The organism is Lutimonas halocynthiae (assembly GCF_030409835.1).
Lineage (GTDB): Bacteria > Bacteroidota > Bacteroidia > Flavobacteriales > Flavobacteriaceae > Lutimonas > Lutimonas halocynthiae.
This window is the reverse complement of record NZ_JAUFQO010000016.1, coordinates 647,258-669,249: the sequence shown is the minus strand read 5'-3', so window position 1 is coordinate 669,249 and position 21,992 is coordinate 647,258. Positions and strand designations below refer to the sequence as shown.

The following is a 21,992-nucleotide window of genomic DNA, read 5'->3' as shown; positions in this document are numbered from 1 at the left end:
AGCGTTACATGTTTTTTAACTCCTGAACAAGTTTAGTAAGTACGTCCTTAGCATCACCAAATAGCATAGACGTCTTTTGATTAAAGAATAGCTCGTTTTCAATTCCGGCATAGCCTGGATTCATACTCCTTTTATTGATTATGATACTTTTTGATTTTTCCACATCCAAAATTGGCATTCCATATATCGGACTGGATGGATCATTATAAGCGGCTGGATTCACCACATCATTCGCTCCTACAACTAAAACAGCATCGGTATTTTGAAACTCTGGATTGATGTCATCCATTTCAATTAGTTTATCATAGTCTACATTAGTTTCGGCTAGCAATACATTCATATGCCCTGGCATTCTACCAGCAACAGGATGAATGGCGTATTTTACTTCAACTCCTTTTTTCTCTAGAAGTAGCTCCAATTCATGTATTACATGCTGTGCCTGTGCAACAGCTAATCCGTAGCCAGGAACTATGATTACCCGATTCGCATAATTCATAAGTATAGCAGCATCACTAGGTGTGGTTTTCTTAACAGTTCCCTGAGCCGATTTTTGAGATGGGTCTGCGTTTACAGTTCCTTCCCCAAAGGCGCCAAATATGACGCTGGCCAGTGACCTGTTCATGGCGTCACACATGGCAAATGTAAGAATAGTACCTGCAGAGCCTACCAAAATACCACCGGTTAGCATCACCATATTTCCATAAAGGAACCCGCCAAATGCAGCGGCAAGTCCGGTAAATGAATTCAATAATGAAATAACCACGGGCATGTCTGCACCTCCAATAGGCATTACAAATAGAATACCATAAGCTAAAGCAGCAAAGAAAATAATATATAAATACAACTGACTATCAATACCTGAGTAAACAATATAGGCGCCGAACGCAAGTATGGCAATTAGCATGGTATTGTTCACAATATTATAGGCTGGTAACCGTAAAGGTTTATTTAAGGTCCCATTAAGCTTGGCCCAGGCAATCATACTTCCTGAAAATGAAATACTACCAATAATTACCCCAGCAATAATTGTAAGGATGGATATTTGGTCACCTGCATAATGGTGAAATTCAATTAAACCGATAAGCGCCGCACTGGCACCACCCATCCCGTTGAACAAAGAGACCAACTCAGGCATTTTTGTCATACCAACTTTTTTCGCGACTCCCCATCCAACTATAGTTCCGATGAGAATGGCAATCACAATAAGGACATAAATAATACTTGCTACTTCACCCTGATGCAGGAAAATAGTGCCTAATATGGCTAAAGTCATACCAAAAGCAGCAATTAAATTTCCTTTGCGGGCCGTCTCAGGGTGCCCAAGCATTTTAAGTCCAAAAATATAAGTCACCGAAGCGATCAAATAAATAATTTCAAGGCTGAATATATATTCCATTACTTTTTCTTTTTAAACATTTCTAACATGCGATCGGTCACAACAAAACCACCAACCACGTTTAAAGTTCCTAGCAATACAGCTACAAAACCAAGGGATAAAGCCAAAATATTATCTGGTTCAGCCCCCAACATCACTAAGATTGCTCCGATGATTACAACCCCATGAATGGCATTTGCCCCAGACATAAGCGGTGTATGTAACACAGCAGGAACGTGTCCTATCACTTCAACACCCACAAAAATCATAAGAATGACGATGTAGATCATTTGAAGATTATCACTAATTAATTCTATTAACTCATTCATATTTAATTATTTATTTATGTTTTTCTGATGACGCCGTCTTTAACGATTAATGTTTCATCCGTAATTTCATCTTCCAAATCAAATTTAAATTCATTATTTTCAGTTAAGAGCATGATAAAGTTATACATGTTTTTGGCATAAAGGTCACTGGCATTTGTGGATACACTTTCAGGAGCGATCGTTGTTCCAATAATTTTTACACCATTTTTAACGACTGGTTTATTCATTTTACTCAGCTCGCAATTACCACCTTGTGCAGCGGCAAGATCAATAATGACAGCACCATTTTTCATTTCCAAAACCTGTTCTTCAGTTATTAAAACTGGTGATTTTCTCCCAGGGACCATGGCGGTGGTTATCACTAAGTCTGCTTTGTACAAAGATTCATTTACCGCTTCTTTTTGCCGTCTGGCATAATCTTCTGAGGCGGCTTTTGCATAACCATTTTCAGAAGCGTCATCATTACTGTCAACTGAAATAAATTTTGCTCCAAGTGATTCTGCTTGTTCCTTTGTTTCCATTCTGATATCAGTGGCTTCAACGATGGCCCCCAATCTTTTAGCGGTTGCAATGGCCTGAAGGCCAGCAACACCAACGCCGTATATAAGCACTCTTGACGGTGTAATGGTGCCGGCGGCTGTCATCATTAATGGAAATATTTTTGTCATTTCATAGGCCCCTTTGATAACGGCTTTATAACCGGCCAGATTACTTTGCGAGCTTAAGACATCCATGTCTTGAGCACGAGATATTCTGGGTAAAGCATCCATTGAAAATACAGTGGCTCCTATTTCAGCTATTTGTTTTACGATTCCCGGATGAGACTTGTGAAAAAGCTGGCAAATCAGAATATGATGCTTATCAACCAGTTTTAATCCATCCTGATCAAAAGGATTTATTTTAATCAATACATCGCTATTCTTGTAAACAGCACCTCTTTTTTCAATTATAGCTCCGGCTTTTTCATAATAAGCGTTTTTGAATTTGGAAGAAGAGCCGGCGTCATCTTCAACCAGAACTTCAAATCCATTTTCTATTAACTGCTTGGCTATTTTTGGTGATATAGAAACTCTTTTCTCACTAGATTCAGTTTCTTTTAGAATACCTAATTTCATCTTTAAAGTTTTGATTTCACAATAAATTTAGAACATAATATAAGCTTAAATACTGATATAAATCACTTTGTTACTTGCAATACGGTCGAATAATTATTGAATCTATTAAAAAATTTTGAAGAGTCGCATAGAAAGGAAATAAAGATTAATAAATCTTGGTTATTCGGTTATTTTAGCTAAGAATTATTGTCATTAAATGTTAAATTAGCAGGAAATAATATTTTTATGAAAATTACCTTTTTAGGTACTGGAACTTCACAAGGTATTCCGATTATTGGATCAAAGCACGAAGTCTGTCTGTCATCAGATTTAAAAGATAAGAGATTAAGATCGTCAATCTTAGTAGAGTGGGAGAATGCTTCTTATGTCATTGACTGTGGTCCGGATTTTAGGCAACAATTGCTAAGAGCTGAAGTTGATAAGTTAGATGGTATTTTATTTACTCATTATCACGCTGATCATACAGCTGGGCTTGATGATGTCAGACCATTTTCACAACGTAACGGACATGTTGATTTTCATTGTGACACTGCCGTTGCTGAAAACCTTAAGGAGCGGTTTGCTTATATTTTTGCAACAGAAAACAGGTATGCAGGTGCGCCAAAAGTTTCATTAAATATTATTGATAACCAAGGTTTCGAATTAAAAAACAAATTTATTCAGCCGATAGAAGTAATGCACGGAAATTTAAAAATATTTGGATTTAGAATTGAGAAATTTGCTTATATCACTGATGCGAAGACAATTAGTCAGCAAGAAAAAGAGAAATTAAGAGGCCTTGATGTGCTGGTAGTGAATGCACTGAGAAAACATCCTCACCCTACACATTTTAATGTAGACGAAGCCTTGAGTTTTATAAATGAAATAAAGCCAAAAAAAGCGTATTTAACCCATATAAGCAGCCTTTTGGGTTTTCATAAAGTTGTTTCAAATGAATTACCTCCGAATGTATTTTTAGCATACGATGGCCTTATGATTGACCTATAAGCTTACACTATATTTTTTCAAAATCAACAGCCACTACCTTGTATTCTGGCGTCATGGTGTATTCATCTCCAACATTTCCTGTAATCATATTGATAAAAATATCAGGTTGGTGAAAGGTTGTTCTTACAACCCCCGGTTTCACTAAATAGGTTAGTTTGACTGGTATATTGACACTCCCTCTGTCAGAGAATATGCGCACCTTGTCATCTGCAGAGATATCTTTATCAGCCGCATCTAATGGGTTGATCTCTAAATAATCCATAGGTGATAATTGCTGGTTATCAGTTCTTCTGGTCATAGTACCTGCGTTATAGTGTTCTAACTGTCTGGCTGTGGTCAATATGAATGGGTATTTACTTCGGTGTTCAACCAATTCGGGCGTCTCTTCAAAATCAAAATGGTGAAATTTACCTTTACCTCTTTTAAAGTTTCCATTTTTATGGATGATTTTAGTGTCGGAACCATTCTCTAAGACAGGCCATTGAAGCCCGTTTGTACCTAATCTGTTCCAACTTATCCCTTTCATAAATGGGATAACCTCTGAAATTTCTTCTAATAATAATTCAGCATCGTAAATTTTTCCGGTTGGTTGTTCATATCCTAATTTAAACATCATGTCAATGATCATCTGACCGTCGGGTTTGGTATTTCCTATTGGTTCTATGACTTTATTCACACGTTGCACCCTTCTTTCACCGTTTGTGAAGGTCCCGTTCTTTTCAAAATAAGAGCTGGCAGGCAGTACTACATCTGCCATTTCAGCAGTTGCAGACATGAATAATTCTTGTACAATCATGATGTCAAGTTGTTCCATGGCCTTCCTAATATGCATGGTATTGGGATCGGTCATCAAGGTGTCTTCACCCATAATCCATAAGGCCTTGAATTTTCCGGCAATAGCGGCTTCGAGCATTTCCGGAATTTTTAAACCTTCTTTTTCGGGCATACTGGCCACACCGTATTTTTCAGCATAATATTTATTAACATCCGGATCGTTGACATCCATATATCCTGCGCCCTGATGGGGTTGAACGCCCATGTCAGCGGCTCCCTGAACATTGTTCTGTCCTCTAAGTGGGTTAAGGCCTACTCCAGGTCGACCAATATTACCAGTCATCATGGCAATATTTGATAGCAGCATTACTGTTTTACTCCCTTGAAAATGTTCAGTTACTCCGAGTCCATGAAATTCCATCGCATTATCTGCATTCGCATAAGCAAGAGCAGCTTTGCGAACAAGCTCTTTCGATACGCTTGTTATTTCTTCTAATTCATCCATGTCTAAAGTCATCACGTGGTCGTAGAATTCTTGGTATTGTTCAGTGAACTTTTTAATGAATTCATTTCGAACCCTTCCTTCCTTAACGATATAATGCCCCATCATGTTAAGCAGTGCAACATTGGTTCCAGGTCTTAATTGGAGATGGTACATAGCCAGTTTAGCTAAACTTGTTTTTACAGGATCAACTACAATACTGGTCACGCCATGCATGAATAATTGTTTTATTTTTGCTCCGGTTACCGGATGCGCTTCAGTAGGATTAGCACCAAATAAAAGGATGCAGTCTGTTAAATCGAGGTCTACAATCGAATTTGTTGCGGCACCTGTTCCAAAAGCTTTTTGCATTCCATAGGCTGTCGGAGCATGGCACACTCTGGCACAGCCATCAATATTATTCGTATTTAAAGCTACCCTGGTCATTTTTTGCATCAGGTAGTTCTCTTCGTTTGTTGCCCTGGAAGATGAAATACAACCGATGGCATCCTTTCCATAAGTATCTCTGACTTTGAGTAATTTTTCAGCCATAAAATCATAGGCTTCTTCCCAAGTGACTACCTCAAATTCACCATTTTTTTTGATCAATGGCTCGCGTAAACGGTCAGGATGGTTATAAAATTGAAACGCAAAACGCCCTTTTAGACAAGTGTGCCCTTGGTTGACTTCTGCCGTTTCAGGGGCTTGTATTCCTCTGATTTCTCCGTCAATTACGGATACGTCAAGCTGACATCCTACGCCGCAATAGGTGCAAGTAGTTCTGATGGTTTCATCAGGAATAAGCGTTTTGGTAGAAAACTTATCAGAAAGTGCTTCTGTAGGGCAGGTTTGAACACAAGCGCCACAAGAGACGCAGGCTGAAAGATCAAAATTCGTGTCAAAACCTTTAATAATCTGCGTGGCAAATCCTCGGCCGCTCATTCCTAGGACCATTTCTCCTTGAATTTCTTCACAGGCTCTGACGCAGCGGTAGCAATTAATGCATTGTGCTAAATCAGACTTGATATAAGGATGGGAATTGTCTTTGCCTAAATCAAAAGAGTTCTTCCCTTTTGGGTACCGAACATTGGGTATGCCAATTTCAGCAATTGTCTTTTGGAACTCAGTGGCTTTCTTTCCTTTTTCCGGAAAAACCTTATCTGTTGGATAATCTGTCAAAACAAGTTCGAGAATGTTCTTTCTCAGCCTTTTTATTTTCTCGGTTTGATGGTAGATATAGGCGCCTTCAAAAACAGGCGTATGACATGAGGCCATTGTTTTGGTTAAGCCTCCTTTTTCGCGGGCAACTTCAACTGAACATACCCGACAGGAACCAAAGTTATCAAGTCTATCATCCTGACACATTGTAGGGATGGCGTTATGACTTTCTATCCTTCTTACAAAGTCTAGAATGGTTTCATTTTCAATTGCTATATGAGATATGTCGTTCAAAAATACATTCATACGTTTAAGTTTAGGATTGAAAATAAGTTTTCAACTCTGTTTGGAAATATTGTAGCGCATTCTTTACCGGTAGGGGTACACCGCCTCCAAGTGCGCATAAAGAACCAATTTCAAGCGTTTCAATAAGATCGTCAAATAATTGTCTATCAATCTTATAGTCTTCATTTTGTGCTTTTTCGAGCATTTCAAAGCCACGATACGATCCTATCCTGCAAGGATAACATTTTCCACAACTTTCTTCTGCAGTGAACTTAAGCAGGTGTGTGATAAATTTTACCATCGGAAAACTTTCAGGAATAGAAACTACGCTCGCATGTCCAAGTAAAAAACCAGCATCATTCAATGACTCGAAATCTAAGTTCAGTTCATTTATTTTTGTCAAGGGCACGATGCCTCCCAACGGGCCACCAATTTGAAAAGCTTTTATATCATCTTTTAGACCTTTACCATATTCCTCAAATACGACCTTCAGTGGTGTACCCATCTCAACTTCATAAATTCCAGGGCGCTTAAAAAAACTGTCAAGCGACACCAGTTTTGTGCCAGACGATTGTGCTGTACCTAATGAAGCAAATGCTTTACCGCCTTTGTTCAATATCCAATGAATGTTTGCAAAAGTCTCTACATTACTCAATACAGTGGGCTTGCCATAAAGACCGTATTGTGCGGGATAAGGAGGTCTGACTCTTACCTCAGGTCTAAGACCTTCAATAGAGTTTAACAAAGCTGTTTCTTCGCCGCATACATAACTGCCCTGGCCTTTTATGATTTTAAATTTAAAGCCTTCGATTAGGTTTTGATCATTTAAAAAAGTGATGGCTTTTTCCATAATCCGAATTGAATTAGGATATTCGCCCCTGATATAAATGACTCCGGTGTCAGCTCCTACACTAATTCCGGCAAGTAGCATTCCAAATAGCACTTTATAAGGTTGATGCTCCATAAGGTACATGTCACTATAAGCACCCGGATCTCCTTCATCGGCATTACAAACGATATATTTTTGATTATTGACTTCCTTTGCAACTGCGTCAAGTTTAAACCAGAAAGGAAAGCCTGCGCCACCTCTTCCTCTAAGTTTAGAATCTTTTAATTCTGCTATGATCGTCTCTTTATCGGCTTTAAATTGATCAGCAAGCTTAAAGAACGCGCTGATGTCATTGATCTTTCCAATAAGAACAGGCTCTGTATTTGACTCAATATGATAGACATTTTCAAGCTGTCTATCTGCGTCGTTCAGGGCGATAATTCCCTTAAAATGCGCATCTGATTTTACCGTATAAGTATGGTCTTTATACATGACGGCACCATTTGAATGACAGTGACCAATACAGGCTACATGACCGATTTTATCCTGATCAAAATTACTTTCCAGTAAAGATTGAATTTTTGATTGGGTTCCGGCAACCATACATGCTGTACCATTGCATACCCGAATACTTTTATTCCTTTCATCTTCTTTTATGAAGTCATAGAATGAGGCAGTCCCAAAGACTACTGAATCATCTATCATAAACTGTTTTGAAAGTTCCTGAAATGATTCAGCTGTTGAATCGCTCTTTGACAATTCAGCTATTTTTTCAAACAAGTTATTTTCTAGCCCCTTTCTTGATGAAAGTGCTCGAATATTATTGTTGGCCATGGTTTTGATTTGAAAATTCTGAATTAAAAATAAGAAATTAATCTTCTAACTAGAGTAGACGACTGTTAAACTTTTCTACAATGAATTACAATGGCATTGTCTTGGTGATCAGTTGTGAAAAACAAAAAGTCATTTCCTCCGTCCTTAAATCCTGTTTTCTTTCTAATTTGAGCTACTGAATCATGAAAGTTCCTTGTTGTAATATTGGCGCTTTTAAACTGGTATTTCTTCTTTAGGAGTTTTTTATTGTATTTCGATATCGATTCAATATGAAACCTCCTGCCTGGGAATTCGATAAGTCTTTCGGAAGTGTATAAGTGACTGTTAAAATTCAACTTATCAATAGCTAGTTCACTGGATACTTCATTAAATAATCCGGATTTTAATATGGCGGCATTTGGCTCGTAAAGATATTTTTTCGGGGCTGCTAGGGTAGCAGTGGTATTTGAAGGAAAATAACCTTCAAAGGTTTGAAGACTATTTTTAACTATGTTGATCGTTTTTAATTTGGAGGGCCCTATGTACTTATTTTCAATCAAAATAAGAAGTTCTTTGACTTCATTTTTAACCGCTATAATGTGAATTTCTTTTACAAAATTCAGACTCTTTATGGTTAAAGAAATGTCAAGTAAAGGTGATAATTTGATCATTATCTGATCTGAACGTTTTAACAAAAGGCCTAGGTGTTGGCCAATGTCAGGCAGGCAATCTTCAAGTTTGAAAACTTTTGAATTTAATTCATTTCTTCTTGATGGATCAGCATAGATCCAATCATAGACTGTTTCATTCTCTGCTAATTCTTCAATACCATTTTTATTTAGACAAGTAACATTGTTTTGCGCTAGTACTTTGAAATTATCAGCAGCTATTTTAGATAATTCAGCATCTAATTCACAGTGGGTGACCTGTTTGATTTTTTTTGAAAAACAATAGCTGTCAACTCCAAAGCCACCGGTAAGGTCAATAAGGGTATCTCCAGCGATCAAAGAAGATTTATATTCAGCAGTAAGTTCAGAGGATGTCTGCTCAATACTCAATGATTTCGGGTAATAAATATTGTCTGTCGCAAACCATGTTGGAAGTTTGCTGCGGCTCTTCGATTTTGCAAGGATCTGCTCAGCAAGTTCTTGTATTGTGATATCCGCAAAGGGAGATCCCTTAAATATCAATTGAGGCAAGTCAGTTTTTAAATGATCGTCAATAAATTGCTGCACATCTTTATGTAACAACTTATTATTCATACTAGTCTAAGCCTTTAGTCAATGATTTGACAATTTCATTGTCTGATAAAAATTCTTTTAAAATCACTTTAAGCACGGTATATGACGGTACGGCAAAAATCATTCCGGTAATGCCGAATAAAAGGCCACCAATAACAATGATTAAAAAGATCTCAAGCGGATGAGATTTCACACTTTTCGAAAAAATAATCGGTTGACTGAAAAAATTATCTATAAGCTGTGCAATGATATAGCCAAAGAGAACATAACTCGTAACGGGCAGAATGTGGGTTTGAAAATCATATTCAAGACTGCTTGTCATGGTTAAAAGTAACATTAAAATTCCTCCAATCAATGGTCCGATATAGGGGATTAAATTTAAAAGAGCGCAAAGAAAAGCAATAACTACGGCACTTTTTATATTGAAAACCAGCAGTGTAATTGAATAGATAGCAAAAAGTATAGAGATTTGGATAATCAGACCAATAAAATACCTCGATAACAAATCATTGATCTTTTTCAAGGAATTTAAAATCTTATCCTCATTTCTGTCTGGAGTTACTAATACAAAAACATTATGTAAAAGTTTGTTGTCTTTTAAGAAGAAAAACGTGATAAATAATACTGAGAAAAGCCCCATGCTAAAGGTTCCTACTACACCAACTAAAGAGTTTAAAAGACTCGGAATCGAGGAGATATTAGAAGTAAGGTCAATATTTTTTAATTCTCCAAACAAATTAATTCTTCTTGCTGAAAAGAAAATATCGATCTCATGAAACAAATTAAAAATTCTTCTTCTTAATTCTTCTGTATTAAGTAATGATATATTATGCCCTTGTTCCTTAATCAAAGGAATAAACATTGAAATCACTCCCATGATAACCATTAAAAAGAATGACATGGTAATGACAACCGCCAGAATGTTTGGTAATTTTAGCCGGTCCTTTAAAAAGCTCAGCATTGGCCTGGCGACAAGAGAAAGGACTGTGGCAATCACCAAATAAATGAGAACACTTTGAATTTTATAGAGGAAAAAGAGTAGTAACAATATCGATACGATCACCCATAAGGCTCTTAAAATTCCATTGGCAATGATTTTTGATTGCATGCTTGTAATTTGGTCTTGAGATACTTGTTGTAAATATAGAAATAAAACTAAGAATTATACAAGCTGATGTTAGATTAATCCTTGCGTCTTAAGATCATAATTTTTTTATCCCCTTCATATAAAATAAGATCATTTTCAAGGGTATAATTCAATGATCTTCCTGAAATTGAACCTAATATTTTACTGCTTAATTCCATGTTGGGGCAGGCCATAAGTGTTCCTGCTGTTGGTCCAAAAGAAATCTGATCCGTTTTAAAATTAACTTGTCCGTGAAAGTTATTGCAACCGTCATTTCCAGAAACTTTTTGATTAAACATATCTAGTGATAAAGATGCCTCCTTGTTCGAGAAACTATTTTTATTTATCTGAAGCCCCTCGGCTTCTATAACGCCCCAATTTCCGTTTAAGTTGTAGTCTGGAACATAGTCTCCACAGCCTTGGTGATTTTTGCTTTCTTTCTCCTTGGAACCTTTAATGCTAATATTGACTTGATAAGAAAACCAATCATCAGACATCCCATCATTACATGATTTCTGAGCCATTTGAATGACGATTTCCATCTCCTTGGTCGAAGATCTGTAATCTATAATTTTTGGATCAATACTGGGAAGCGCTTTAGTGAATGGAAATTTATGTTCCATCCCATTAGGGTCTTTAAAAATCAAGGAATCATTGCGTTTAATGTCTAATGACCATGATGGTTCATTGCCAATAGCATAAAAAACAATACCCTGATCCCATTTCTTCTTTAAAAAATCTGCTTTTGGATGCGCAGATTCAAAAGGTTTTACTTTTATTTTTTCAATAGGTTTCAAGATATATGCATCGTTGCCTACTGAAATAATTTCCTTTGCATTTTGATCAAGGACAATCAAATCAGCATTGATTTTCTGAAAGAAAGTGGTTCCTGCAACAGCCTTGTCTAACTCAACAATACCATTTGCCTTTAAGGAGAAACTTCCATTTAACTTTTCACTGGCATCGCTTCCAACCTGTTTTACAGTTCCCTGAAAGGTGAAATCCTGGAACAGTTCAAGTTGAATTTCGATTCCATCACAATCCGTACAAGGAAGGGTACCTTCATACTGGCCAATGAAATTATTGATTTGTTTATTGAATTCTTTCTCTATTTCCTCTTGATACAATTCGTTGTGCATTTTACTATGCATCCTCGAATGTGGATCTTGATAAGTGGAGCTACTCGAAGAGGAACCACAGGAACTAATGAACATTGAAAATATGATCGATGATAAAACGAATGCCCTCATAGTAAAAAGTTTAAAAATTAGTAAACTGTATAAAACTAAAAAATCTGAATTTCATAATTCAATTCCTGTGCCAAACAAGTTTGAAGAAGTTATTACGTTCAGAAATTTTACTTGTATTCGCTTACAAAGTGCAATTTAACGCTTGGATATTTCTCCTGAGTCATTTGAACTGTAAAGGCAGAATCTGCTAAAAATACGAGCTGACCCTTTTTGTCTTTGGCCAAATAGCGTTGCTTAACTCTCTTAAACTCTTTAAATTCATCACTACTCTCACTTTCAGGTTCCACCCAACAAGCCTTGTGAACATTAACATTCTCATAAGAACATTTTGCTCCATATTCATGTTCAAGTCTATACTGTATCACTTCAAATTGAAGCGCTCCAACGGTACCAATGACTTTCCTTCCATTTAGATCTAAGGTGAATAATTGTGCAACACCTTCGTCCATTAACTGGTCCAATCCTTTAGCTAATTGCTTGGATTTCATCGGGTCAGCATTGTTGACATACCTGAAATGCTCAGGAGAGAAACTAGGAACTCCTTTAAATTCCAATATTTCACCTTCTGTAAGTGTATCACCAATTTTAAAATTTCCTGTGTCGTGCAAGCCGACTATGTCTCCTGGAAAAGATTCTTCAACAATTTCCTTTTTCTCTGCAAAAAATGCATTGGGGCTAGAAAATTTTAATTTTTTACCGAGTTTAACATGTAAGTAGTTTGTATTTCTTTTGAACACACCTGAGACAATTTTAACAAAGGCCAGCCTATCACGGTGTTTTGGATCCATATTTGCATGAATCTTAAATACAAAGCCCGTAAATTTCTTTTCTTTAGAATCGACTAATCTTGTACTAGACATTTTTGGCTGAGGAGAAGGAGCAATATCAATAAAACAATCTAATAATTCCTTCACTCCAAAATTATTTAAAGCAGAACCAAAGAAGACTGGCTGCAATGCGCCGTCTAAATAAGCCTTCTTGTCAAAATCAGGGTAGACTTCACGTACCAATTCGAGTTCCTCCCTTAGGGTATCTGCGGCAGTTTCCCCAATAATTTCATCTAGTTGAGGATCGTCTAAATCAGTAAATTCAATTCCTTCTGACACCGTTTGTTTGGTGTCTCCTGAAAAGAGATTTAATTTTTTGCCCCAAATATTGTAGATGCCTTTAAAGTCGTATCCCATCCCAATTGGGAAACTCAGCGGCACCACTTTTAAACCTAATTTTTGCTCAACTTCATCTAAAAGATCAAAAGCATCTTTACCTTCCCTGTCAAGTTTGTTGATAAAAACAATCATAGGGATATTTCTCATTCTACAAACTTCAACAAGTTTTTCAGTCTGGGCTTCAACACCTTTTGCAACGTCAATGACCACAATAACACTATCTACAGCAGTTAGTGTACGATAGGTGTCTTCAGCAAAATCTTTGTGACCAGGTGTATCAAGAATATTGATTTTCTTGTCTTTATAAACAAAAGCCAGAACCGATGTCGCAACGGATATTCCTCTTTGTCTTTCAATTTCCATGAAATCGGAAGTCGCACCTTTTTTGATTTTATTACTTTTTACTGCACCGGCCTCCTGAATAGCGCCTCCATACAGCAAAAGTTTTTCTGTCAAAGTAGTTTTACCCGCATCTGGGTGAGAAATAATACCAAAAGTGCGTCTTTTTTCTATCTCCTGAAGTAAATCCATCTATTAAAATTAGTGCGCAAATATAAGCCAACTCCTTAAATTGACCATTAGGAATTCGATTTTTTGAATTTTTCAATGGTAGTGGTATCTTTTTCTTTCGTTTTGAATTGTCTTGTGTGGATAATTCCAAACAGGACGGCTTTTAGGCCATGAAGTAAACTTGAAATGGGTAAATTATAGAATACATTCAAGCTAATGATTTTCGATAACTTGAATAATGAACCAGAAAGCGTAATTTAATTTATTACTTCTATTTTCATGAAAACGTCATGTAAAGGCCATTCGTCATTTCCAGCTTCTAGGTTTACGATCTTGTCAATGGTTTCAAAACCTGTGATAACTTCTCCGAAAACGGTGTGCTCTCCGTCAAGGTGATGCGCACCCTTGCGGTTTTGAACTATATAAAACTCAAATGCGGTAGATTTTTTACCCGGATTATCTTTCCAGTCTCTGGCTAATGCTACTGCTCCGTATTTATGTTTTCTATTTTCTCTGAATTCAGGTTTAATCTTGTAGCGCTCATAGCGCGCCTTATATCTTTGTGTGTCCAATCGTTCTGATTCACCACCCTGGATTACAAAATCAGGAACAACCCTATAGAAACAAGTCGTATCAAAGTAGCCCATTTTTGTTAGGAATATAAAACTGGCTCGATGAAGCGGCGTATCGTTGTATAATTGAATTTTTATATTGCCAAGTCTCGTTTTGATCAAAACTCTATTCTGTTTGTTCTCATTTCCATATAAAGTTAAGAACTGAACTACATTTTTACTATTTATAGAGTCTTTAGGTCTCTCCTCAGCAATTTCATGCTCTATAACACTATTATTATTAGCCGGTTCTTCAACAGTTGATTTGTCATCAGACGAAGCTTCTTTTTTGCAGTTTAAAAAAAGAAGGAGAAAGGATAGGAAGAATAACTGTAAGGCGAATTTCATTTTTGTTATGCGATTTTCACAGTATACAAATATAGAGCAATGTGTCAAATGATTCGAATATTCTGGGTTTGATTTTATTTAAGAATTAGCTAGTTTATGAATTAAAAAATGCTTTCTTAAAAAATTTAATGGTATGTATAAAACATCGCTGTAAGAAGACTTTCATGGAACGTTGTAAATAATTAACTTTGTAAAAAAAGAAAATTTTGGAAGAAAAAGTAATACTGGTGAGTGAAGTTGATGAGCAATTAGGTTTGATGGCTAAAATGGAGGCTCATGAAAAAGGCATTTTGCATCGGGCGTTTTCTGTTTTTGTTTTTAATAAAAATGGTGAATTGTTGCTTCAACAAAGAGCATTAGATAAGTATCATTCACCTGGTTTATGGACCAATACCTGTTGTAGTCATCAAAGGGATGGTGAGTCGAATATCCAAGCGGGTAAGAGAAGACTGCAAGAAGAAATGGGATTTAATTGTGAATTAAAAGAATTGTTTTGGTTCGTATATAAAGCATCTTTTGACAATGGTTTAACCGAACATGAATTAGATCACGTAATGATTGGCCATTATGAAGATGACCCAATTGTTAATCTTGAAGAAGCAGCCGCGTTTAAATGGATGACTTTGGAGGATGTAAAAAAAGATATGCAATTACAGCCTGAGTTGTATACGGAGTGGTTTAAAATTATTTTTAATGAATATGATCAAAGACTTGTAAAATTATGAGAGTAACTGTAAGTAGGAAAGCCCATTTTAATGCCGCTCATCGTTTGTATAATAATGAATGGTCAGATGCGAGAAACGCGGCTGTTTTTGGGAAATGTGCCAACCCAAATTATCACGGTCATAATTATGAGTTAATTGTTTCTGTAAATGGACCAATTCATCCTGAAACCGGATTTGTTATGGACATGAAAGTTTTAAAAGACCTGATAAAGGATGAGATTGAAGAACAATTTGATCATAAAAATCTAAATGAAGAAGTTGAAGTTTTCAAAAACTTAAATCCTACAGCTGAAAACATTTCAGTTGTGATTTGGAATAAATTGCGCCCTAAAATTGATAAAGAGCTTGAATTGGAGGTGATTCTTTACGAAACGCCTAGGAATTATGTAAGTTATAAAGGAGAATAATGAAGAAAAAAGTTATTTATATGGTACTGGTTTTGATTTCATGTGTTGCCCTTTTCGCTGCTTTCAGACCTGGCCCTAAATCTCCGGTAAAAGTAGGGGATCAGGCGCCATCATTTGTGTTGCAGGATCAATTTGGAGCTTCTTTTAATATGGATGATTATATTGGAAAGACAGCAATGGTGGTTTATTTTTATCCTAAAGATGATACGCCGGGTTGCACAAAAGAAGCCTGTAGTTTTAGAGATTCTTATCAGGAATTTACGGATAAAGATATTAAAGTCATAGGCATTAGCTCAGATGATGTGGAGAGTCATAAGAATTTTGCAGAAAAGTACAATTTGCCCTTTACATTGCTGGCAGATGTAAACAATGAAGTCAGAAACTTATTTGGTGTTAAAGCCAATGTTTTAGGATTAATTCCAGGAAGAGTTACCTATGTTATTGATAAAAAGGGAACGGTAGTTTTTATGTACGAAAGCCAACTAAAAGCCGAAAGACATATTGAAGAATCTATTAATGCTATCAATAATTCACTGAACTAAAATTCAATTCACTTGTTTTTAGCATAAAATGCATCTAATTCGTTTAGGTATTTTAACTTGGTGTTTTTATCTAACAGGGCATATTCAAAAGAATTTTTGGCAAGCTCATAAATATCTTTTTTAGTGAGGCTCAAAGCTTTTTGAATTTCAATAAAATTTTGATTTAGTTGCCCTCCAAAATACGCTGGATCATCAGAGTTAACGGTTACTTTCATTCCAAGATCCATCATTTTTTTCAAAGGATGGTTTCGCAATTCAGGCACTACTTGTAAAGCCTTATTTGACAATGGGCATACGGTCAAGGCTATATTTCTTTTGATTATTTCTTGAACAAGTGCATCGTCTTGTAAAGAATTGTTGCCGTGATCTATTCTTTTTATCTCGAGAATGTCTAGCGCTTCCCAAACATAATCGGCATCTCCTTCTTCACCGGCATGTGCTAATGGAATATATCCTGCTTTGACAGAGGCTTGAAAAACATCTTTGAATTTTGAAGGAGGATTTCCCTTTTCACTTGAGTCTAATCCAATCGCAGCGATGTGTTTTTTGAATGGGAGTGATTGCTCCAAGGTCTTAAAAGCCGCCTCTTGTGGTAAATGTCTTAGATAACTCATGATCAATAGAGAAGATACCTGAAGGTTTTTCATGGCATCTACACAGGCATTATGAATCCCGTTGATAACCGTTTTAAATTCAATACCCCTATCTGTATGGGTTTGAGGGTCAAACATTATTTCAGCATGTCGAATATTTTGCTTGGCACACTTTTCTAAATAGCTATAGGTGAGGTCATAAAAATCTTGTTCATGGATTAAAACGCCAGCTCCTTGATAATAGATGTCAAGAAAGTCTTGCAGACAATCAAAGTTATAAGCTAATTCGATTTCCTTTACTGAGTTAAAGGGAATTGAAATCCTATTTCTCTTTGCAATATCAAACATAAGCTGGGGTTCAAATGTTCCCTCGATATGTAAGTGTAATTCTGCTTTTGGTATTCCTTGAATAAATGCTTCCATTCCACAAAAATAATAATTAATGATGGAGAAATCTTTTTTTTATGTGAGAATACGACTTAAAATTTTATTATTTGAGTATTAAAAACTAAAGCTAAAAGTCAAGTCTTTATTAGATATGTTATAAAATTCCCAATTCGCTTTTGAATACTTAGGAAAGCGGTTTTATTCATTTGAAATAATTATCTTTGCTTCCTTTAAAACAATCAATTTTAAATAATTAAAATATGCCTGGATTTGAGTTATTTGGCGATGCCGAAAGAAAGGAATTAAATGATGTTCTTGAGAATGGAGTGTTAATGCGCTACGGATTTGATGGAATGAGAAATGGGCATTGGAAAGCCAAAGAATTAGAAAGAGAACTGGAACGACGCTTTGGTGTAAAGCACGCTCAACTTACGAGTAGTGGAACAGCAGCCCTTAATGTGGCTTTGGCCGTTATGGGCGTTGGAGCAGGAGATGAAGTGATTATGCCAAGTTTTACTTTTGTGGCAAGTTTTGAGTCGATTATGGCCTCAGGAGCAACACCAGTTTTGGTTGAAATAGATGATACTTTAACTTTGGATCCCGCAGCAGTTGAAGCTGCTATAACAGAAAATACAAAGGTCGTTATGCCGGTACATATGTGCGGTTCTATGGCTGATCTAGATGCTTTAAAAGCGATTTGTAAAAAGCATAACCTGCTTTTACTTGAAGATGCATGCCAGGCTTTTGGAGGTTCCTATAAAGGAGAAATGCTAGGATCAATTGGTGATGCTGGTACTTTTTCTTTTGACTTTGTAAAAACCATTACATGTGGTGAAGGTGGGGTGGTAATCACAAATAATAGTGATTATGCCGTACATGCCGATCAATACTCTGATCATGGGCATGATCATTTAGGAAGTGATAGAGGAGCAGAAACCCATCCAATACTTGGTTATAACTACAGAATATCTGAATTACACGCCGCTGTAGGCTTAGGTCAGATTAGCAAAATGGATGACTTCATAGCGATACAAAGAAGGAATCACGGTGTTTTAAAGCAGGCTTTGAGTTCAATTCCAGAAGTTACTTTCAGAAGAGTTCCGGATCCGGAAGGCGATAGTTGTGGTTTTTTGAGTTTTTTCATGCCCACCGCAGAACTTTCGAATAAAGTAGTTGATGCTTTTAAGGAACATGGTATTGATGCGTATTGGAATTATTATAATAATAACTGGCATTATATCAGAAGATGGGATCATTTGAAAGATATGAAAAGTTTATTTCCATTATCTGATCAATTAAAAGAAGGCTTGAAAAATATTAGAAATCAAGAATTTCCTCAATCAGACGATTTCATGTCAAGAAATATATCCTGTCTTATCAAGCTGTCGTGGACAGAAGATGAGGTGAAGGATAGAGCAGAAAGAATGGTTACTGCTATAAAATCAATACTCTAATTCAAATGAAGGTAATCGCAATGATACCAGCTCGTTACGGAGCTACAAGATTTCCAGGTAAACTGATGGCAGACCTGGGCGGTAAACCTGTTATCGTCAGAACTTACTTGGCAACAAAAGCAACTGAGCTTTTTGATGAAGTTTATGTTGTTACTGATAGTGAGGTAATCAAAGATGTAATTGAAAAAGAAGGAGGTAAGGCAATTATGAGCATAAAGGAGCACGAATGTGGTTCTGATAGAATTGCTGAAGCTGTTGAAAACCTAGCTATTGATATTGTTGTGAATGTTCAAGGCGATGAGCCCTTTGTTAAAAAAGAACCTTTAAAGGCGGTTATTGATGTCTTTAAAGAGGAGGATGCGTCTGAAATTGATTTGGCCTCCTTAATGCAAGAGATTACAGATTGGAAAGATATTACAGATCCGAATTATGTAAAAGTGATCGTTGATAATAATGATTTTGCTTTGTATTTTTCTAGGTCACCTATTCCGTATCCAAGAGATAAGGATGCTGGCGCAAGATATTTTGAACATATAGGAGTATATGCCTTTAGAAAGCAAGCAATCATTGATTTTTACCATTTGCCGATGAGAGCTTTAGAAGCTACAGAAAAAGTAGAATGTATTCGGTATTTAGAGTATGGGAAAAAGATTAAAATGGTAGAAACAAGTTATATGGGTATTGAAATTGATACTCCGGAGGACCTCATAAAGGCCGCCAAATTTATTAAGGATTAACCATTAAAATAATATACTATGAGTTTTAGAAACTTTCCTATGGTTCCAAGAGTTGTTTTTGGAAGAGGCAGTTTTAATCAACTTGGTGAAATTTTAGAGCCAATAAGAAAAGGAGAACATGCACCATTTATTTTTTTGGTAGATGATGTATTCAAAGGACAGGATAGTGTTGTATCAAGAATCCCGTTGAAAGCTAATGATAAGATCATTTATATAAGTGCCGATGAGGAGCCTAAAACGATTTATGTTGATGGTATAAGGGATGATATTAGAAATGAATTTAAAGAAATTCCTTCAGGTATTATAGGAATTGGCGGCGGAACACTTCTGGATTATGCAAAGGCAGTGGCTTTAATGTTAACTAATCCCGGTTCTTCAGCAGACTATCAAGGATGGGATCTTGTTAAAGAACAAGGTGTTTATCACGTTGGTATTCCTACCATTTCTGGTACAGGGGCAGAAGTATCTCGAACTACGGTTCTAACCGGTCCTGAAAGAAAGCTGGGAATGAATTCTGATTATACACCATTTGATCAGGTTGTTCTTGATCCTTCTTTATTGGATGGAATTCCTAAGAATCAATGGTTTTATACAGGTATGGATTGTTATATACATTGTATTGAATCTTTAACAGGAACTTATTTGAATGCTTTTAGTCAGAGTTATGGTGAAAAATCCTTAGAGCTTTGTAGAGAAGTATATTTAGAAAAAGATAGTATCGATGAAGATTCTCAGGATAAATTGATGATGGCATCATGGCATGGTGGGATGAGTATCGCTTATTCACAGGTTGGTGTTGCACATGCAATGAGTTATGGCTTGTCATATCTTTTGGGTACAAAACACGGAATAGGAAACTGTATTGTGTTTGATCAATTGGAGGAGTTCTATCCTGAAGGGGTAAAGGAATTTAAACAGATGGTTCAAAAACACGGAATCGATATTCCAAAAGGACTTTGTAAAGACCTGACGGATGATCAGTTTAACACAATGATTGACGTAGCCTTGAGTTTGGTTCCGCTTTGGGAAAATGCGCTGGGTAAAGATTGGCAGAAAACGATAACTCGTGAAAAATTAAGATCGATGTATGAAATGATGTAGTTCAAAGTTTTGAATTATGCATTTATTTAATTTATATTTATAAAAAAACAAAACATGGCTAGTATTAGAAAGTTTAAAAAAGAAATAAATGATGTTTTATCTGGAATCATTGAAGATTGTTATGTATGCCAGTTAGAAGGAGATGATAAGGTTTCGCTAAAGGCTGAAAAAGTGATAGATGAAGCCATCACTACTTTTGATGAATTAATCGCTCAATTGCATCAGAAAGATGTTGCTGATCAAAAGGCACATTTAAAAAATCTTAAAGTGTCTTTAATTGATAAATCGGCTGCTTTATCAGCAAAAATAGAAAAGTTAAGTAGCTGATATTCAGCATAAAGTAAATTTTTTTTATTTTATTGATTTTTTTTACTTAATTTGTAATAAGTGTTCCTAAGAATGCGTTGTATTTAATAAAACGATATTTATGGCAAGAGCAATATTAGATTACAGCAAAACAGTTTTGAAAAAAGTTAGTTTTGATGTAGAATTGTTTAGCAAGGAATTAGAAAAAGCTGTGAAAAGATTATTACCATTTGAAATCGAGGAATTAAGAATCTGGTTGTTACAATTTACCGTAGATAGACCGGAGCTTTATCCAAGTTTGGCACTAATCAAAAATCAAAACTAAATTTCTAAAGGTTTTTTGTTAAGAGGGCTGATTATTTTCACATCGTGAAAACTAATTGCACCTCTAATTACACCATCTATGGTGTTTTTCAACGCTTCTATAAGCTGCATTTTCAACTGTGACTTATGGTAGATGATGCTTACCTCCCTTGCAGGTACTGAATTTGAAAATTCCCTCAGGTATTTTTTATCCTGATCAGGAAGTTCAAGCGTATGCAGGTAAGGGATTAAAGTCATACCAAGTCCTTCTTTACTGAGTTTGATTAATGTACTGATATTTCCACTTTCGAGTTGGAAAGGATGATGATCCAGATTGTTTTTGTTTTTGCATATGTTGATCACACTATTTTTAAAACAATGCCCATCTTCAAGTAATAATACATCATCTATATCCAGGTCTTCTTCAGTAATATTCGTCTGATTAAACAAACGATGCTCATTCGATACAAAACCTACGAAAGGTTCATAATAGATGGGTCTTTCTTTTATAGCTTCATTTTCCAGAGGTGTTGCAGCAATACCTACATCCAAATATCCATCGGATAATTTCCTGATTATTTCATCAGTTGTCAATTCTTCAATGATCAACTTTACTTTTGGATATTTATTGATGAAATTTTTAAGAAATATAGGGAGTAGTGTCGGCATTATTGTTGGTATAATTCCTAATTTGAATTCTCCTCCAATAAATCCTTTTTGTTGATCTACAATATCGTTTATCCTACCACTTTCATCAACGATGAGTTTTGCTTGTTGAATAATTTTTTCCCCTATAGAGGTCAATTCAATGGGTTTCTTTTTTCGGTTGAAAATAGTGACATCCAATTCATCTTCCAATTTCTGAATCTGCATTGATAAAGTGGGTTGGGTCACAAAACTATGCTCAGCAGCTAAAGTAAAATTTTTGTATTCTGCTACCGCTAGTACATATTTTAATTGCGTGATGGTCATTAGTATAAATTTTTTTGATAAATATATATAAACAATCAATGAAATTGATTAAAAACGACATCAATTT

The 21,992-nt window shown here is 35.9% G+C and carries 21 protein-coding genes; 9 read left to right on the top strand and 12 right to left on the bottom strand.

Translation table 11 applies throughout. From position 1 onward, the window contains the following. Nucleotides 1-4: 4 nt before the first annotated feature. Genes QWY87_RS16030 through QWY87_RS16020 form a run of 3 tightly spaced genes read right to left on the bottom strand, consistent with a single transcriptional unit; the run spans nucleotide 5 to nucleotide 2,819 of the window. Nucleotides 5-1,396: an NAD(P)(+) transhydrogenase (Re/Si-specific) subunit beta gene (locus QWY87_RS16030; RefSeq protein WP_290293132.1), complete on the bottom strand. Its 1,392-nt coding sequence runs from the start codon at nucleotides 1,394-1,396 to the stop codon at nucleotides 5-7. Continuing rightward, nucleotides 1,396-1,704 (bottom strand): NAD(P) transhydrogenase subunit alpha part 2, encoded by a 309-nt coding sequence (locus tag QWY87_RS16025; RefSeq protein WP_290293130.1) that lies wholly within the window; start codon nucleotides 1,702-1,704, stop codon nucleotides 1,396-1,398. The genes QWY87_RS16030 and QWY87_RS16025 overlap by 1 nt, the downstream gene beginning before the upstream one ends. Before the next feature lie 14 nt (nucleotides 1,705-1,718). After that, on the bottom strand, nucleotides 1,719-2,819 hold the full coding sequence (locus tag QWY87_RS16020; RefSeq protein WP_290293126.1) for a Re/Si-specific NAD(P)(+) transhydrogenase subunit alpha: 1,101 nt from the start codon (nucleotides 2,817-2,819) through the stop codon (nucleotides 1,719-1,721). A gap of 225 nt (nucleotides 2,820-3,044) precedes the next feature. Between QWY87_RS16020 and QWY87_RS16015 the strand changes: the two genes are divergently transcribed. Next, a complete protein-coding gene (locus tag QWY87_RS16015) occupies nucleotides 3,045-3,806 on the top strand; it encodes an MBL fold metallo-hydrolase (RefSeq protein ID WP_290293123.1) in 762 nt (253 codons plus the stop codon). Between the two features lie 7 nt (nucleotides 3,807-3,813). On the opposite strand, the gene fdhF is transcribed toward QWY87_RS16015, so the two are convergent. The 7 genes from fdhF to QWY87_RS15980 form a co-directional block, all read right to left on the bottom strand. After that, entirely contained in the window at nucleotides 3,814-6,525 is a 2,712-nt protein-coding gene (gene fdhF, locus QWY87_RS16010; protein WP_290293122.1) for a formate dehydrogenase subunit alpha, read from the bottom strand. A 10-nt stretch (nucleotides 6,526-6,535) separates the two neighbouring features. Beyond that, on the bottom strand, nucleotides 6,536-8,167 hold the full coding sequence (locus tag QWY87_RS16005; RefSeq protein ID WP_290293108.1) for an NADH-ubiquinone oxidoreductase-F iron-sulfur binding region domain-containing protein: 1,632 nt from the start codon (nucleotides 8,165-8,167) through the stop codon (nucleotides 6,536-6,538). 65 nt (nucleotides 8,168-8,232) lie between these two features. Continuing rightward, entirely contained in the window at nucleotides 8,233-9,408 is a 1,176-nt protein-coding gene (locus QWY87_RS16000) for a THUMP-like domain-containing protein (protein WP_290293106.1), read from the bottom strand. A gap of 1 nt (nucleotide 9,409) precedes the next feature. Then, entirely contained in the window at nucleotides 9,410-10,495 is a 1,086-nt protein-coding gene (locus QWY87_RS15995) for an AI-2E family transporter (protein WP_290293105.1), read from the bottom strand. Between the two features lie 74 nt (nucleotides 10,496-10,569). Beyond that, nucleotides 10,570-11,763, bottom strand: coding sequence for an META domain-containing protein (locus QWY87_RS15990; RefSeq protein WP_290293104.1), 1,194 nt, complete (start codon nucleotides 11,761-11,763; stop codon nucleotides 10,570-10,572). 107 nt (nucleotides 11,764-11,870) lie between these two features. Continuing rightward, a complete protein-coding gene (locus QWY87_RS15985; protein WP_290293102.1) occupies nucleotides 11,871-13,460 on the bottom strand; it encodes a peptide chain release factor 3 in 1,590 nt (529 codons plus the stop codon). A gap of 236 nt (nucleotides 13,461-13,696) precedes the next feature. After that, nucleotides 13,697-14,398 carry a peptidylprolyl isomerase gene (locus QWY87_RS15980; protein WP_290293099.1) on the bottom strand — a complete coding sequence of 234 codons (702 nt, stop codon included), beginning with the start codon at nucleotides 14,396-14,398 and terminating at the stop codon, nucleotides 13,697-13,699. 203 nt (nucleotides 14,399-14,601) lie between these two features. Between QWY87_RS15980 and idi the strand changes: the two genes are divergently transcribed. The 3 genes from idi to QWY87_RS15965 are packed head-to-tail and all read left to right on the top strand — an operon-like array spanning nucleotide 14,602 to nucleotide 16,072. Beyond that, on the top strand, nucleotides 14,602-15,123 hold the full coding sequence (gene idi / locus QWY87_RS15975; protein WP_290293731.1) for an isopentenyl-diphosphate Delta-isomerase: 522 nt from the start codon (nucleotides 14,602-14,604) through the stop codon (nucleotides 15,121-15,123). Continuing rightward, on the top strand, nucleotides 15,120-15,530 hold the full coding sequence (locus QWY87_RS15970) for a 6-pyruvoyl trahydropterin synthase family protein (RefSeq protein ID WP_290293097.1): 411 nt from the start codon (nucleotides 15,120-15,122) through the stop codon (nucleotides 15,528-15,530). The genes idi and QWY87_RS15970 overlap by 4 nt, the downstream gene beginning before the upstream one ends. After that, nucleotides 15,530-16,072 carry a peroxiredoxin gene (locus QWY87_RS15965; protein WP_290293096.1) on the top strand — a complete coding sequence of 181 codons (543 nt, stop codon included), beginning with the start codon at nucleotides 15,530-15,532 and terminating at the stop codon, nucleotides 16,070-16,072. Before QWY87_RS15970 ends, QWY87_RS15965 begins: the two co-directional genes overlap by 1 nt. An 8-nt stretch (nucleotides 16,073-16,080) precedes the next feature. Here the strand turns inward: QWY87_RS15965 and QWY87_RS15960 are convergent, their stop codons facing one another. Beyond that, a complete protein-coding gene (locus QWY87_RS15960) occupies nucleotides 16,081-17,088 on the bottom strand; it encodes an adenosine deaminase (RefSeq protein WP_290293095.1) in 1,008 nt (335 codons plus the stop codon). Nucleotides 17,089-17,312: 224 nt separating this feature from the next. Here QWY87_RS15960 and QWY87_RS15955 point away from each other — a divergent pair, with 224 nt between their 5' ends. The 5 genes from QWY87_RS15955 to QWY87_RS15935 all read left to right on the top strand — a co-directional run bounded on the left by QWY87_RS15955 (nucleotide 17,313) and on the right by QWY87_RS15935 (nucleotide 20,975). Further along, nucleotides 17,313-18,506: a DegT/DnrJ/EryC1/StrS family aminotransferase gene (locus tag QWY87_RS15955; protein ID WP_290293093.1), complete on the top strand. Its 1,194-nt coding sequence runs from the start codon at nucleotides 17,313-17,315 to the stop codon at nucleotides 18,504-18,506. A gap of 5 nt (nucleotides 18,507-18,511) precedes the next feature. Beyond that, nucleotides 18,512-19,243, top strand: a complete 732-nt coding sequence (gene kdsB, locus QWY87_RS15950; RefSeq protein WP_290293089.1) for a 3-deoxy-manno-octulosonate cytidylyltransferase — start codon at nucleotides 18,512-18,514, stop codon at nucleotides 19,241-19,243. Nucleotides 19,244-19,261: 18 nt separating this feature from the next. Beyond that, nucleotides 19,262-20,344 (top strand): iron-containing alcohol dehydrogenase family protein, encoded by a 1,083-nt coding sequence (locus QWY87_RS15945; RefSeq protein ID WP_290293085.1) that lies wholly within the window; start codon nucleotides 19,262-19,264, stop codon nucleotides 20,342-20,344. 54 nt (nucleotides 20,345-20,398) lie between these two features. After that, the gene (locus tag QWY87_RS15940) at nucleotides 20,399-20,671 is read left to right on the top strand and encodes a hypothetical protein (protein WP_290293082.1); all 273 of its coding nucleotides are present in this window, start codon (nucleotides 20,399-20,401) and stop codon (nucleotides 20,669-20,671) included. A 100-nt stretch (nucleotides 20,672-20,771) separates the two neighbouring features. Beyond that, nucleotides 20,772-20,975: a hypothetical protein gene (locus tag QWY87_RS15935; RefSeq protein WP_290293080.1), complete on the top strand. Its 204-nt coding sequence runs from the start codon at nucleotides 20,772-20,774 to the stop codon at nucleotides 20,973-20,975. On the opposite strand, the gene QWY87_RS15930 is transcribed toward QWY87_RS15935, so the two are convergent. Continuing rightward, nucleotides 20,972-21,925 (bottom strand): LysR family transcriptional regulator, encoded by a 954-nt coding sequence (locus QWY87_RS15930; protein WP_290293078.1) that lies wholly within the window; start codon nucleotides 21,923-21,925, stop codon nucleotides 20,972-20,974. The genes QWY87_RS15935 and QWY87_RS15930 overlap by 4 nt on opposite strands. Between the last annotated feature and the right edge of the window lie 67 nt (nucleotides 21,926-21,992).